The sequence below is a fragment of the Candidatus Avelusimicrobium sp. genome (assembly GCF_050873505.1).
Taxonomy (GTDB): domain Bacteria; phylum Elusimicrobiota; class Elusimicrobia; order Elusimicrobiales; family Elusimicrobiaceae; genus Avelusimicrobium.
Map to the genome: position 1 here is coordinate 196,756 of NZ_JBNMIY010000003.1, position 16,092 is coordinate 212,847.

Annotated in this window: 8 protein-coding genes; 7 read left to right on the forward strand and 1 reads right to left on the reverse strand. The window is 51.2% G+C overall.

The window, feature by feature from the left end; genetic code table 11:
• Nucleotides 1-2: 2 nt before the first annotated feature.
• Entirely contained in the window at nucleotides 3-989 is a 987-nt protein-coding gene (locus tag ACR0QV_RS02925) for a hypothetical protein (RefSeq protein ID WP_432634478.1), read from the forward strand.
• 535 nt (nucleotides 990-1,524) lie between these two features.
• Here ACR0QV_RS02925 and gpmA read toward each other — a convergent pair.
• Nucleotides 1,525-2,271 carry a 2,3-diphosphoglycerate-dependent phosphoglycerate mutase gene (gene gpmA, locus ACR0QV_RS02930; protein ID WP_432634479.1) on the reverse strand — a complete coding sequence of 249 codons (747 nt, stop codon included), beginning with the start codon at nucleotides 2,269-2,271 and terminating at the stop codon, nucleotides 1,525-1,527.
• Between the two features lie 102 nt (nucleotides 2,272-2,373).
• Between gpmA and ACR0QV_RS02935 the strand changes: the two genes are divergently transcribed.
• The 6 genes from ACR0QV_RS02935 to ACR0QV_RS02960 all read left to right on the forward strand — a co-directional run bounded on the left by ACR0QV_RS02935 (nucleotide 2,374) and on the right by ACR0QV_RS02960 (nucleotide 15,733).
• Nucleotides 2,374-3,102: a hypothetical protein gene (locus ACR0QV_RS02935; RefSeq protein WP_432634480.1), complete on the forward strand. Its 729-nt coding sequence runs from the start codon at nucleotides 2,374-2,376 to the stop codon at nucleotides 3,100-3,102.
• Between the two features lie 9 nt (nucleotides 3,103-3,111).
• Nucleotides 3,112-3,285: a hypothetical protein gene (locus ACR0QV_RS02940; RefSeq protein WP_432634481.1), complete on the forward strand. Its 174-nt coding sequence runs from the start codon at nucleotides 3,112-3,114 to the stop codon at nucleotides 3,283-3,285.
• Between the two features lie 41 nt (nucleotides 3,286-3,326).
• A complete protein-coding gene (locus tag ACR0QV_RS02945; protein WP_428053092.1) occupies nucleotides 3,327-3,764 on the forward strand; it encodes a hypothetical protein in 438 nt (145 codons plus the stop codon).
• Nucleotides 3,765-4,093: 329 nt separating this feature from the next.
• Entirely contained in the window at nucleotides 4,094-13,453 is a 9,360-nt protein-coding gene (locus tag ACR0QV_RS02950; protein ID WP_432634482.1) for an SDR family NAD(P)-dependent oxidoreductase, read from the forward strand.
• 6 nt (nucleotides 13,454-13,459) lie between these two features.
• On the forward strand, nucleotides 13,460-14,095 hold the full coding sequence (locus ACR0QV_RS02955) for a 4'-phosphopantetheinyl transferase family protein (RefSeq protein ID WP_432634483.1): 636 nt from the start codon (nucleotides 13,460-13,462) through the stop codon (nucleotides 14,093-14,095).
• 33 nt (nucleotides 14,096-14,128) lie between these two features.
• The gene (locus ACR0QV_RS02960; RefSeq protein ID WP_432634484.1) at nucleotides 14,129-15,733 is read left to right on the forward strand and encodes an acyl-CoA carboxylase subunit beta; all 1,605 of its coding nucleotides are present in this window, start codon (nucleotides 14,129-14,131) and stop codon (nucleotides 15,731-15,733) included.
• The last annotated feature ends 359 nt before the right edge of the window (nucleotides 15,734-16,092 follow it).

A 16,092-nucleotide genomic window follows, 5' to 3' on the forward strand; every position in this document is an offset into this window, starting at 1 on the left:
TTATGAACAAATTACTCTTGTTAGGTCTTTTGTTTTGTACGCTTCCTGCGGGTGCGGAAGTAATCTCGGCGGTGTCGTATAACCCGTCGCGTATGGGCGATTACGTCTATTTAAAGGTGGCCGATAAAGCCAATTTAAAAGGCGGTATTGAAGCCAATACGATGAACGTTCGTTCCGGCGGCACGGTGAGCGCGAGTTCGTCCAATTTAAATTACGAGGTCCCCGCTGTGGTGGGTGCTTCGGGCTCTGCCTTGGATATGCCGAACACGGCTATCCACGGAAACGCGGTTAATACTTATAACGGTTATCAGGCCGTAAACAGCGGTGCACCAAGCGCACTTTTGAATAATGTGTATGTAAACGGTGGAAAAACGACCGTTAAAAATGATTCGTATTTGTCCACGTTAGACGCAGTAAACCGCTTAAAACAAAAGGCGACTACCCTGCGCGCGAATAAACTTTCGCTCAGCGGTTCGGAGGATGCAGGCCTTTACGACGGAGCAACGACGGACGGCTTTACATTAGCGGGGAACGATATCCCCCAACCGACGTCTTCGCACGTGAATACAGGTTCGGCACTTAGCAACTGCACCTTAAAATGGGAAGAGCGCACCACGAGCGACAACCAAAAAGTAAAACTCTTGGCTTTGGCTAACTGCGGAAGCGGCAGTTCCAGCGGGGACATTGGCGGAAGTGAAAAGTGTACTTGGGAGTACCGAAATCAGTTGAGTAGTTGCACAATGAACCATAAAATATATTGCAGCGTCGCGGGGGATTGGCCAAGTATTTTGTCTGCTTCTTCGTGTTCGGGGGCAGTTATGTCCTTGGATAAATGTCCTGAACCTACTCCTGGTGCTGAATGTTTAGTACGGGAACAGCATACCTATCCGATTGATTGCAACCCAGAAAAAATGAACTCATACACAGATACAATTACGGCTTGCCAGGCGCGTACTTATCGTGCAAAGTGTACGGCTTCTAAGTTTTAATAAAATTTGTGCTATAAAACCCCCGGGTACTGTAAAAAGTCCTCCCCGGGGGGTTATTAAAGGGAGTTTCCCTATGGTCGTCATCCCCGTAGAGTTTTTTCTCTCGTCATCCCCGAAGGTTTCTGTCGGGGATCTGTCGTTTCGCAAGAGAACAGCAACAGCAAAAACAGATTCCCGACTACGACACTCGGGAATGACGGCTTTATTAAAAAAAAGAGGTCATCCTGAATTTAGTTCAGGATCTACCGATTGTGTAGTTTGTTGTTTTAACAACCCAAAAGGTAGATTCTGAAACCTATTAATGGACCCCGTACAGAAACACTACGGGGTGCCGCCTAGCGGTAAGGGCGGCAGTTCAGTATGACCCCCAATTTTTATAACCGCTTTGTTGTATTGCTGTTTGTCGTCATCCCGTAGGGTTTTTATACGGGATCTGTCGTTAGTGTTGTTGTCTTAACCCTGAATTGGGGGCCCGCGGCGTGCTGTCAGGTAACAACCACGACCAAAAATGACTGCAAAAAGGTTGTTCCTCTTTTTACTTTGCCTTGCCTTGGTTGGCAACGGCCGCCATTTTCTTTTTGATTTCTTCCGCGTCGCCTAAAAAATAATCCTTTTGCAGTTTTAAGTCGTCCGAAAATTCAAACACATACGGCACGCCCGTCGGCAGGTTAAGGCCGATAATGTCCGCATCCGAAATGTTTTTAAGATGCTTTACAATTCCGCGCAGACTGTTGCCGTGGGCCGCCACAATAATTTCGTTGGCCGCTTTTAAGTGCGGGAAAATAACCTCGTTCCAATACGGCAAAATGCGGTTTACCGTGTCGCACAGGGCTTCGGTCAGTGGCAAATCCTTGGAGTTTACACTCGCGTAGCGTTTATCGTTTTGCGGGGCGCGCGGGTCGTCCAAGGTTAAAGCGGGCGGGCGGACATCATAACTGCGCCGCCACAGTTTTACCTGTTCGTCGCCATATTTTTTGGCAGTTTCGGCTTTGTTTAAGCCCTGTAAAGCACCGTAGTGCTTTTCGTTAAGCCGCCACGTTTTTTCCACGGGCAACCAATCTTGGTTGAGCACGTCCAGCACGCAGTTTAAGGTTTTTACGGCGCGTTTTAAATAAGAGGTATAAGCCGCATCAAAATAGAACCCGGCTTCCTTTAATAATTTCCCGGCGTTTAAGGCCTCTTCCACCCCTTGGGGCGTTAAATCCACATCCGTCCAACCCGTAAAGCGGTTTTCCAAATTCCACTGGCTCTGCCCGTGGCGCAAAAGTACAAGTCTTTTCATACAAACCTCCTGTTTGCCTATATATTAGTTCTTTTTGCGGCAAGCGTAAAGCGGCTTTGTAGGTTACTTTGGTATAATGTTTGCAGGGGAATTTAAGTATTTATGCAACCGATTTGTATTATGAAGTTTGGCGGAAACACCTTAGCCAACAAACAAAAACTTTTAATGGCGGCGGACTTGATTAAAGCCCGCTACTCGGCCGGGTTTATCCCGGTGGTAGTGGCTTCCGCCAATGGCAATTTGACCGATGTGCTTTTGGACCACGCGTTTAGCATTACGCCTAACCCGGATAAGCGCGAGTTGGATATGCTGATTACCACCGGGGAGCGCGTGAGTGTGGCGCTTTTGTCTATTGCCTTGCGGGCCAAGGGGGTGCCGTCCGTCTCGCTGACGGGCTCGCAAATCGGCCTTATTACTACTTGCACCCACACGGGCGCGGATATTTTAAAGTTAAAGGGCGACCGTTTATTGCGCGAAATTGAGGCCGAAAATGTGCCCATTGTGGCGGGCTTTCAGGGCATTGGCGAGAATAAGGAAATTACCACCTTAAAGCGCGGGGGGAGTGATGTGTCCGCCGTGTTTTTGGCGGCCCAATTAGGCGCGGACCACGTGGAAATGATTAAGGATGTGGACGGTGTGTATTCCGCCGATCCTAATAAGGACGTAAAGGCGCAAAAATACGAGGTGCTGGATTTTGACGAAATGTACAAACTGGCCTTAAACGGAGCGAGCGTGCTTCACCCGGATGCCGTGCGCCTGGCCAAAGAAAAGGGCGTAGAAATACGCATTGTCCACTATCAAACGGGCCAAACGGGCACGGTTATTAAATAGGAGTAAAAAATGCACTTAACTTTTAAATTTAACACTTTTGGGATTATTTCGTTTTTGGTGCTGTGCGGGCTATTTTATTGGCTGTGTCCGGTGCCGGATAATGCTTTTTGGCGCTACCTTATATATGGGGTGTTTGCGCTGGGGGCGTTTTTTGCCAGTTTTGTGATTGTCCGCCCCAAATAACGGGCGTATCTGACCCTTAAAAATATGGTATTATAAAAACTATGGAAACTACCGTCATTTTACAACTTATCGGTTTTACCGTTTGCTTTATTTTACTGTTCGTTTTTACGGCCAAGTACCGCGCGGCCTTGGCGCACGAAACGGACTTTGAACCGGCTGTGGAGGATTTAACCGTTGTAACCGTGGCCCAGCCGCCCGCCTTTAAACCGCGTGCTTCGCTGCTGCAATCGTTGCAGGGGTCGTCCTCTTTGGACCTGGCCGATTTAAAGGAAAAAGTGAAAAGTTTGCATTACCGTTTGGAAGAACTCAAAATGGCGCAAGATAAATCTGCGGGTGATTTGGCAAAACAAATGGCCCGTATGGAACAGCGTATGAGCACCTTTGAACAGGAATATGTAACCAAACTCCAACCCACTTTGTTAAGTCTGATTGAAGACTTGGAAAATATGAAAGTGGCGGAAGAAAAAACGCAAAAATAGTTCCAAATTTGCTTTATCCTTACTTAAAACCGTCGCAAAACTTGCGGCGGTTTTAACATTTTAAGCAAAAATATTTTGGCCTGGGACTATTTAAAAACGCAAAATCAGCCTTAATTTTGCAAAAAATGCTCTTTTGATAAAAATGCGGTCTAGGACGGAGAACCTTCCAAAACCGGGCACAAAGAGGGCAAATTCTGACAAAACGGATTAGATTTTGTCAATACTCTTGCGCAAAAAGACGGTTTAAAATTTGTTTTGCCTTGCTAAATTTCCTAAAATATATCTATATACGTATGCCAAGGAAAGAGGATTTTACGTTAGGAGAACAAATGAAAAATAAAAACCTTGAACCTATCGCCATTGTTGGTATTGGGGCGATTATGCCCGGAGCGTTGAACAAAGACGAATTCTGGACAAACATTAAAGAAGGCAAATACTGCATTACCGAAATTCCCGCGTCGTACTGGGACTACCATCTCTTTTACAGTCCCGATCACAAAGCAGAAGACAAACTGTACTCCAAAATCGGCGGTTTTATTCCGCAAAGTTTCAAATTTAATTCCTTAAAATACCGTATTCCCCCGCAAATTGCCAAGCAAATGGACACGGTGCAACACCTGGCCATTGAAACCACCCGTATGGCCTTGGAAGATGCCGGATACGATAAAAAAGCCTATGACCATAACCGCACCGCGGTAATTATTGGTAACTCTATGGGCGGTATGAAGAACGAAATGTCCAACACCCGCTTGAACCGTCCGTTCTTGTACGAAATTCTCAAAAATACCTCCTCTTTCAAGTCGCTGGCCCCGGCCGACGCCCAGAAAATGCTGGACGAAATGGATGCGGGCGTGCGCGAAAAATTTTCCCCGATTAACGAAGACTCTATGCCGGGCGAACTGGCGAACGTTATTCCGGGCCGCGTAGCCAACGTGTTTGATTTGCACGGCACGAACTTTGCGGTGGACGCCGCTTGCGCCACCTCTTTGGCGGCTATTGACCAGGCCGTGAACGGCCTGCGTATGGGGAACTTTGATATGGCCGTAGCCGGCGGCGTGGACCAAATGATGTCGCCCTCCGCTTATATTAAGTTCTGCAAAATCGGTGCCTTGTCCGAAGACGGCTCCTATCCCTTTGATGCCCGCGCAAACGGCTTTGTAATGGCCGAAGGCGCCGGTATGGTTATTTTGAAACGCTTGTCCGACGCCGTAAAAGACGGCGACCGCGTGTATGCCGTTATCCGCGCCGTGGGGGCCTCCTCCGACGGTAAAGGCAAAGGCATTACCGCGCCGAACCCCAAGGGCCAAAAATTGGCTGTGGAAAAAGCGTTTGAACAGTTGGACTACACCCCCGGTGATGTAGGCCTGATTGAAGCGCACGGTACGGGCACCCGCGTAGGCGATGCTACCGAACTGGGCGCTTTGACCGAACTTTTCGCTCCGTATGCCAAACCGGGTACGATTGGCCTCGGCAGCGTAAAGAGCCAAATCGGCCACGCCAAAGCGGCGGCCGGTATCGCTTCTTTAATCAAAACGACGCTCGCCTTATATAATAAGGTGTTGCCGCCGTCCGTCAATTTCAAAACGCCCAACCCGATTGTGGATTGGACCACCTGCCCCTTCCGCGTAATTACGCAGACGGAAGAGTGGAGCACCAACAAAGTGCGCCGCGCCAACGTTTCCGCGTTCGGCTTTGGCGGCACGAACTTCCACGTGGCTATGGAAGAAATGAACGACGGCCTTTTGAAACAGGCCGAAGAAGCCACTCATCACACCGTTTCAACCCCCGTACAGGAGAAATCTACTATGAGCAGCAGTTACACCCTTCACGTTCCCGGTGAAAAAATCCAGAGCGACGTTTTAACTTTCTCCGCCGCCACCAAACAGGAACTTTTTAACGTGTTGGATAAAGCCGTTGTCGCTATCCAATACGACCCCACCTATTTGCCGAGCATTTCCTACAAGAACCATATGGCCAAACCCGGCAAATTTGCGGTAACCATTAACGTGGAAAACCCGGAAAAATTAAAAGAAAAAATTGAATTTTTCAAGAAAACCGCTTCCACCCAGGATGTGTGGGAAAAAGAATCCTTGTACCTGCGTATGAAAGGCATTTATCCTTTCACTCCGACGGAAATCAAACCGAAAGTTTGCTTTATGTTCCCCGGCCAGGGTTCCCAGTATGTGGATATGATGAAGGACTTGGCTTCCAAATATAAAGTAGTGCAGGACACCTTTGACGAAGCCGACCGCTTGCTTTTGAACATTATCGGCCAAAACTTGACGGACACCTTGTGGAGCAAACCCGGCGAAACCAAAGAACAAATCGCCGTGCGCGAAGCCGCTATTAAAAAGACCGAAATGACCCAGCCCGCCGTACTCACGGCCGATATCGCTATGATGCGCTTGTTGTCCTCGTTCGGCATTAAGCCGGATGTGGTAATGGGCCACAGTTTGGGCGAATACGCCGCCGCCGTAGCCGCCGGGATTTTTGATTTTGAAAACGGTTTGAAGGCTGTTTGCACCCGCGGTAAGGTAATGTCTGAAATTAAAGTAGAAGACAATGGTAAAATGGCTTCTATCGCGGCCCCCGTGGAACGCGTAGAACCCGAACTCGTGCGCATCAATGGTTATGTGGCCGTGGCGAACAAGAACTGCCCGACCCAGACCGTTATTGCTGGCGGCAGCAAAGCCGTGGACGATGCGATTAAGATGTTTACTGATATGGGTATTCAGGCGGTGCAAATCCCGGTTTCGCACGCCTTCCACTCCGCTATCGTGCGCCCGGCTATGCCGCAGTACCGCGCGTTCTTGGATACGCTTACTTTCCACGCCCCTAAGATGCCGATTACGACCAACGTTACGGCGGAATTTTATCCGAGCGACCCCGAAAAAATCAAAGACCTTATGGTTACGCAGATTTCGCACTCTGTGGAGTGGATTAAACAACTCCAAACCACTTATGATTCCGGCGTGCGCTTGTTTGTAGAGTGCGGCCCGAAACGCGTGCTTTCCGCCTTGGCCTCTAACACCTTGTCTGATAAAAAAGATATCAAAGTGTTGGCCTCCAACCACCCCAAAAAGGGCGGTATTGTGGAATTTAACGATTTGTTTGCGAACTTAATTTCCTCTGGTATTCATTTGGATTGGACTGGTACTGATATGTACGGTGATAACCATACCTTTAACCCTGCTTTTGTAAACTGGGTAACCGGCAATGCCACCCCGGTTGAAAAAACCGAAGGCACCACCGAAACCCCCAAAACTTGTGCGTGCAAAGTTTCCGCGCCCGCCGCGAACAACGGTAAAAAATCCGTTGTAATTAGCGGTATTGCCGCCGGCGGTCCCGGCAGTTGGGATAAAATCTTCCGCGAAGGCGTACTGGACGAAATTCTTTCCGGCCGCAATATGATTGAGCCCGTCTCTGCGGAAATCCAGCAAAAACAAATTGATAAACACGTTGAATTTGTTATCAAATCCAAAGACGGCAACCACCGCTTTGAACGCTTGACCTCCCCGATGCAGGCCATTAAATTGGCGGCCAAGGGCGGCGCGTTTGACTTGGAAAAAGAATTTGGCCTGCCCGCCAAATGGGTCCGTTCTATGGACCGCAGTTTCCAACTGGCTATTGCCGCGGGTATCTTGGCCTTGAAGGACGCGGGTATCCCGTTGGTGCTTTATTACAAACCCACCTCTACGGGCGGTTACTTGCCGGACCGCTGGGGTCTGCCGGCTGAAATGATTGACGAAACGGGCGTGATTTTCACCTCCGCTTTCCCGGTGGCCAACAGTATGATGGGCGACCTTTCCAAACGCGTGGCCGGTTTGCTTAACAACAAAACCGCCAAAGAAGTCCGCGCGTTCTGCGATAAATTTGTTGCCCAAATTTCCGATCCGGCCCTCAAAGCCGAAATTGAGGCTTGGTACAGAGATAACTTTAAAGATAAAGAAATTGAACCCGAAGCCTTTACCTCGGAATTTATTTTAAAGACCATTATTATTGCCCATTGCCACTTCTGCCAATGGATCCGCGCCCGCGGCCCGGCGACGGCTATGAGCGCCGCTTGCGCTTCCACCGCCCAGGCGATTGCCGTGGCGCAGGACTGGATTAAACTCGGCCGCTGCAAACGCGTTATCGTCATCAGCGCCGACGACATTACCAATGATAATGTGTCTGAGTGGATTTTGACGGCCTTCTTGGCCTCCGGCGCCGCTACCACGGAAGCCGACGTTACCAAGGCCGCCTTGCCTTTTGACCGCCGCCGCAACGGTATGATTGTGGGTATGGGTGCGGTCTCCTTAGTAGTGGAAGACGAAGCCGAAGTAGCCAAACGCGGTATGAAACCGTTGGCTAAAATTTTGTCCACCGAAATCGCCAACAGCGGTTTCCACGTAACCCGTTTGGACGTGGGCCACGTTGCTCAGGTAATGAACCGCTTGGTAACCCACGCGGAACAGGAATACGGCTTGAACCGCTCCGACATTGCCAAACAGTTGGTGTTCATCTCTCACGAAACCTATACGCCGGCCCGCGGCGGTTCCGCCAGCGCCGAAGCGTATGCGCTTAAATCTACCTTTGGTAAAGATGTCAGCAGTGTTATCGTCAGCAACACCAAGGGTTTCACCGGGCACTCTATGGGTGCTGGGTTGGAAGACGCCATCGCCGTGCGCTGCCTGAACACGGGCCTCGTACCGCCGATTGCAAACTTTAAAGAAGCCGACCCCGAATTGGAAGGCATTACGCTTAGCAAAGGCGGCCACTATAACTTTAAATACGCCTTGCGCTTAGCCGCCGGGTTCGGTTCCCAAATTGGTATGACTTTACTTGAAAAAGTGTGGCAAGAGGGCGAACCCCGTATCGCCGATGAAGCCAAACACGCGGCTTGGTTAAAAACCATTTCCGGCCAGGAAGCCCCGGTGTTGGAAGTTGTGCAGAACACCTTGCGCATTAAAGACAACTACCGCCACGGCGTAAAACCCGCCTTGGTAATGGAAGGCTCCCAAGCGTTTGTGGATAAAGTGAACACGATTCACGCCCACGAAGCCAAAGCCGCGACCCCTGTGGCCGCTCCTGCGGCGCAACCTGCGGTAGCCCAAGCGGCGGTAACGCCCGCGCCTGTGGCCGCTCCGGCTGTCGCGTTGGACGAAGCCAGCGTAACCAAAGAAGTCGTCAAAATGGTTGGCGAAAAAACGGGTTACCCGGAAGATATGTTGGATATTGACTTGGATATGGAAGCCGACCTCGGCATTGATACCGTGAAACAGGCCGAACTCTTTGCCGCGTTGCGTGAGCATTACGGTATCGCCCAGCAAGACGGTATCCAGTTAAAGGACTATCCGACGATCCGCCATTGCATTAACTTTGTGCTCGCTAATGCGGGCAAACCTGCGGCTGTGGCCTCTGTGGCCACCCCGGCTCCGGCTGTACAAGCCCCGGTCGCCGCTCCTGTGGCGCAAGCCGCTGTGGCTCCTGCCGCTAAACCTGCGGTCGCGCTTGACGAAGCCAGCGTAACGAAAGAAGTAGTAGGTATGGTGGCTGAAAAGACGGGTTATCCGGAAGATATGCTTGATATTGACCTGGATATGGAAGCCGACCTCGGCATTGATACGGTCAAACAGGCTGAACTTTTTGCCTCTTTGCGTGAGCATTATGGTATTGCCCAGCAAGACGGTATCCAGTTGAAGGACTATCCGACGATTCGCCATTGCATTAAATTTGTGCTCGCTAATGCGGGCAAACCTGCGGCTGTGGCCCCTGTGGCCACCCCGGCTCCGGCTGTACAAGCCCCGGTCGCCGCTCCTGTGGCGCAAGCCGCTAAACCGGCAGCCGCGTTGGACGAAGCCAGCGTAACGAAAGAAGTAGTAGGTATGGTGGCTGAAAAGACGGGTTATCCGGAAGATATGTTGGATATTGACCTGGATATGGAAGCCGACCTCGGTATTGATACGGTCAAACAGGCTGAACTTTTTGCCTCTTTGCGTGAGCATTATGGTATTGCCCAGCAAGACGGTATCCAGTTGAAAGACTATCCGACTATCCGCCATTGCATTAACTTTGTACTCGCTAACGCGGGTAAAGCCGCGGCCCCTGTGGCCGCTCCTGCGGTGGCCCAAGCGGCGGTAACGCCTGCCCCTGTACAGGCTCCGGCGGCTGTGGTAGCCCCTGTGGCTGCTGCTAAACCGGCGGCCGCGCTTGATGAAGCGACGGTAACCAAAGAAGTGGTTAAAATGGTCGCCGAAAAGACGGGTTATCCGGAAGATATGTTGGACTTGGACTTGGATATGGAAGCCGACCTCGGTATTGACACCGTTAAACAGGCTGAACTCTTTGCCGCAATGCGCGAACACTATGGCATTGCCCAGCAAGACGGTATCCAGTTGAAGGATTATCCGACAATCCGCCATTGCATTAAATTTGTGCTCGCTAATGCGGGCAAACCTATGGTCCCTGTGGCCGCTCCCGCTCCGGCGGCTGTTGCGGCTCAGCCCGCAGTAGCCCCGGCTCCTGTGGCGCAACCTGCGGTTGCTCCGGCTCCGGCTGTACAGCCCGCGCCTGCCGCTAAACCGGCTGTGGCGTTGGACGAAGCCAGCGTAACGAAAGAAATCGTTAAAATGGTCGCCGAAAAGACGGGTTATCCGGAAGATATGTTAGATTTGGACTTGGATATGGAAGCTGACCTCGGTATTGACACCGTTAAACAGGCCGAACTCTTTGCCGCAATGCGCGAACATTATGGCATTGCCCAGCAGGAAGGTATCCAGTTAAAAGACTACCCGACGATCCGCCATTGCATTAACTTTGCCTTGGCTAATGCGGGTGGCAAGTCTGCGGCGGTAACCGCTCCGGCGGCAGATAAACCTGCTGTGCTCCCGCTTACTACGGAAGAAAAACCCGTCGTAACCGAACCGGCCAAAGCGGAAGTAAAACCCGCCGAAGCCCCGGCTGCGCAAGCGCCTGTGGCTCCCGCGCCGAAACTTATTAAAAAGCCGGCCCACATTATTGCCGAACACATTGGTAAACCGCAGGAAGATGCGCTGATTACCAACCCGACGGCTCCGATTGAAAAGCATTTCTCGCTGGCGGAACGCCCCGAAAGAGAAGGTTATCAGGGCGAACATTGCCACGAAAAGAAATTGCGCTATGTTACCACGGTGGCCGATGCACCGCTTACGGAACGCGAAAACAGACGCTTATCCAAGGACCGCACGGTGTTGTTATTTGCCGATAATTCCCAACTGATTAAAGCGTATGCGGAAGAATTTAAAGAATTGGGCGTAAAATACCACGTATTTACCACGCTCAAAACCCGCAGCAAAAATACGACCATTGTAAATTGGGAATCGTACGAAGAAACCGAAGCGGCCTTGAAAGCCTACGAAGCCGAGGACCCGAACATCCAAGGTATCGTGTATCTGTTGGGCGCTACGATTAAGAAATTTGACAAAAAAGCCAGCCCGCACGCCGAACTGACCAAATACGTAATGCCGCTGTTTATTGCGTTGCGCGTATTTGAAAAAGGCCTTACGAACCGCCAGGACGCCGATACGTTCTTCGCGGTGAACACGAAGATTGACGGTAACTTCGGTTACACGACCAAGGATGAGTTTAACCCGATTGTGGGTGCGCTCACGGGTGGTACCACCTGCTACCGCAAAGACGTGTACGAACGCACGGGCGCCATTAGCAAATTAATGGACTTTGAACCCACCGCCACGCCGGACGAAATGGCCCAAAAGACGATGGACGAAGTGCTCCACGGCGATATGCGCCTGATGATTGGTACGAGAGATAACGTGCGCTCCACGATTCTCTCCTTGCCGACCCGCTTGGATAAGAGCGTCAAACACTTTGACCTCGCCGGCAAAACCATTATCTTCACGGGTTCCGGCCGCGGTATCGGTGCGATGCTCTCCCAAAAGATTGCCGCCCAGTACCACAGCAAAATCATCGTGTTGGATATTATTGAAATCCAAGAAAAAACGCCGCTGTGGGCTTCTATGAACGAAGCCGAACTGGCCGCGCTCAAAAAACAAATCTGGGAAGACCTCAAAGCCGATCCGACCAAAAAGGCTACCCCGGTGATGTTGGAACGCGCCTTTGGCCGCGTGAAGGATTCCATTACGCTCTATAACAACTTGCAGAAACTGCGCAACTTGGGCAGTGAAGTGGAATACTACCATTGCGACGTGATGAACTCCTCTATGATGAAGGAAGTTTGCACCAAGATTAAAGCCAAAAACGGCCGCGTGGACGGGCTTATCCACTTTGCGGGCTTGGAACGCTCCAAACTGATTTACGATAAAGACCCGGCGGAATATTACCGTATCTTTGACGTAAAAGCCACGAGTTTTGCCACGTTCCTGGCTAACAACATTGTCCGCGACGACGGTTTCTTCGCCTTTGCCTCCTCTATTGCCGGTAAATACGGCAACTTGGGCCAGAGCGACTACGCCAGCGCCAACGACTACTTGGCCAAATCTGCCTTGTCCTTGTCCAACCAAGGCTACCGCGCCATCAGCATTGCTATGAGTGCTTACAAAAATGTAGGTATGGGTGTGCGTGCCGGTGTGGAAACCTTCTTGCGCTCCAACGGTGTGGACTTTGTGGACCCCGAAGACGGTATGCAAATCTTCTTGGACGAAATCGTCTATGGACGCGTGCCGGAAATCGTACTGACGGGTTCGTTGGGCCGCTTGGACTGGGACCATCAGTTAAAATTTGAGTGGGACGAAATCGGAGCCGAAGACAACGGCTCCGATGACTCCGCCAACGGCGGCAATACGCCTGCCACTCCGGCGGCTGCCCCCAAAGCGGCGGCTCCGGCGGTAGATTCCGCCAAGGCCACGCACTTTTTGGGCGAAGTTAAATCGCTCCAAAAGGGCTCCGAAATCCACTTGGAAAAAGAATTTAACTTAAATTCCGATCCGTACTTGGCCGACCACGCCATTGAAGGCACGCCGTATGTGCCGGGCGTAATGGGCATTGAAACGTTTATGGAAACGGCTACCGCGCTCACGGGCGAGGTCCCGCAAGGCTTGAAGGATGTTCACTTCTACTTGCCGATTAAACTGTTAAGAAACCGCCCGCAGGCTGTGCGCGTAATCGGTAAAGCCGCCGGTAATGAAGCCTCTATGGAAATTGAAAGCGACTTCATTAACAGCAAGGGCGTGAAAATGGGCAACACCCGCCGCCACTTTACCGCGCATACGCTGGGTTCCTTTGTTTCCACTTGGGACTCCGTAAAAGCCGAAGCGATGACGGGCCTCAACGCCCCGATGAGCGTAAGCAAAGAAGAAATTTATAAAAAGTATTTCCACGGTCCTTCCTTCCAGGTTTTGGCCGGGATTCTCCGCGTAGATAAACACGCTTCCTTGGCGGTTTACCACACGACCCCGCGCCCGCAATGGAACGACGGCCCGCGCACCTTGCTCGCTAACCCGATGCTGATTGAAGCGGCGTTCCAATGCTGCGGCTTCCAGGATATGAGCATTGAGCACAAAATGACGTTGCCCGACGGTATCGCCGAAGTGGCCGTACTCAATAAACAAGTACCGCCCGCGCAGTTGTATTTGTACGGCGTAAACCGCGGTAACACCGCCGACGGAAAGACTCTCCACGATGCTTATGTGTTTGACGCACAAGGCAAAGTGTGGGTGGAAATCCACGGCTACCAGGCTATCGGCCAATAAGGCGCGATGTCCTGCCAACTGAAAGTTGTTGATTTAAGTAATCTGCCCCCAGCCGAAGAAATCCTGGGCGCGAAGGAAAGCGCGTTTTTTCAAACGCTCCGCTTTCCCAAACGCCGCACGGAGTGGCTCGGGGGCAGATTTGCGTTAAAGGAACTCGTGCATCAGGCCACGGGCGCGGATAAAAAAGAAATAGAAATTTTGCCCCAGCCAAGCGGAAAACCGCTTTTGCGGGTGGGGGGAAAAGACAGCCCGCTGGCGTTTAGCATTACGCACAGCCACGGGTTTGCCGTAGCGGGGTTAGCCGGAGAAAATGCCGTTTTAGGTATAGATTTGGAAAAAACCGCCCACCGCATAGAAGCGTGGGCCAAGGATTTCTTCCACCCTACGGAACTGACAGAAAAAAGTGATACTTTTTTAACGGCCTTATGGACCCAAAAGGAAGCGCTTGTAAAGGTGCTGGGCACGGGGCTTTCTTTAAATAGTTATGATGTGCGGTGCGTAAACGGCCGCGCGGAATTTTACGGCCCGGCGTTGGCCGCTTACGAAAAACTGGGCTGCCCGGCGTTGGAAATAAAAACGTGGGAGTTGGTGCCCGGTTTTATGTTTACGCAGGCCTGCGGGAAAATCAGCCCGGTTATTTAGTAAAATATAAGTAAGACAGATTTGGAGGGAGCAATGATTGAACTTTTTGAAGATCCCAGATTAGACAAGCCGTCGGACCAGCCCGCTCCGGCCAGTTTAGTTAAGTTTAGACAAATTTTCCAAGACGCCCTAAAAGGCGCCGGTGAGGCGCGCATTAAAGCCCAGAAGGACAAAGGCAAGATGACCGCCCGCGAACGTATTTCCTACCTGCTGGATAAAGACAGTTTTTTAGAAATCAAAAGTTTAATGGAAAGTTCTTGCAGCGACTTTGGTATTAAAGATAAACATATCAAGGGCGACGGTGTAATTACCGGCTTTGGCCGCATTAACGGGCGCGAAGTGGCTCTGTTCGCGCAGGACTTTACGCAACTGGGCGGCTCGCTCGGGTTGGCTCACGCTAAAAAAATTGCGGCGTTAATGGACCGCGCGTTGGAAGCCAAAATCCCGGTAATCGGCTTGTACGATTCCGGCGGTGCCCGTATTCAAGAGGGCGTTGACAGTTTGAACGGTTACGGCGAAATTTTTTACCGCAACGTAAAAGCCTCCGGCGTGATTCCGCAGATTTCCGTTATTTTAGGCCCCTGCGCGGGCGGTGCGGCTTATTCCCCGGCACTTACCGATTTTATTTTTATGGTGGAAGGCATCAGCCATATGTTCATCACGGGCCCGGGCGCTGTGAAAGCGGCCACCGGCGAAGAGGTGGATTTTGATACCTTGGGCGGTTCCCGTCCGCACAGCGAAAAGAGCGGCGTGTGCCAGTTTGTCGCCAAGTCGGAGCAGGATTGCTTCCGCCAAGTGCGCGAACTGCTTTCTTTCCTGCCGCAAAACTGCGAAGAAAACCCGCCGTTAGACACCACCAGCGATTTGGCTTCCCGCCAAGTCCCGGTGTTGGAACGCGTGTGCGAAATGGACCCCAAAAAGGCGTTCCGTATCCACCACGTTATTTGGCGTTTGGCCGATGATTTTGGCTTCTTTGAAATCCACCAGAATTTTGCCAAGAACGTTGTTACGGGCTTTATCCGCTTAGGCGGCCAAGTGGTCGGCGTGGTAGCCAACAACCCGGCCTGCTTGGGCGGTGCGCTGGATAGCGACGCGAGCGACAAGGCCGCGCGCTTTATCCGCTTTTTAAATGCGTTTAATATCCCGCTTTTAACGCTGGTGGACACGGGGGGATATCTCCCTGGCGTGCAACAGGAACACGGCGGTATTATCCGCCACGGCGCGAAACTTTTGTATGCGTATTCCGAGGCGTCTATCCCCAAAGTTACGCTTGTTTTGCGCAAAGCCTACGGCGGTGCGTATATTGCAATGGGTTCTAAATACTTGCGTGGGGATTTCAACTTTGCGTTCCCCAGTGCGGAAATTGCCGTAATGGGCCCGCGCGGTGCGGTGGAAATTTTGTACTCGCGCGATTTGAAGGCCGAGCAAGACCCCGCCAAGAAAGAGGAACTCAAACAGAAGATGACCCAGCAGTATTCCGACAAGTTCGCTTCGCCCTATCAGGCGGCAACTAACGGGTCTATTGACGAGATTATTGAGCCTTCTGACGCGCGCAGTAAAATTATCCGTGCGTTTGCGGTGCTGAAAGGCAAGCGTGATCCGCGCAAAAACCCGCACAAGGGCAATATCCCGCTGTAATAAAGCGGTTTACAAATTCAAAATGAAAAACCCTCTGATAAGTTTTCAGAGGGTTTTTTACTTTTCCATTTGTTGTTGTTGTTATTAACAAAAGTAGGTCATCCTGAATTTATTTCAGGATCTACTGCTTGGGTAGTTAGTTGTTTTTGTTGTTTTTAACAACCCAAAAGGTAGATTCTGAAAACCCTGCGGGCCGCCAGTTCAGAATGCCCCCCAATTTTTATAACAGCCTTTGCCTTTTGTTGTCATCCCCGAGTGTTTCTGTCGGGGATCCGTTGTTGCCGTTGTCGTCATACTGAACTTGTTTCAGTATCCAGCGCAAGAGAGTCAAGGCTCGGCTGGACCCTGAAATAAATTCA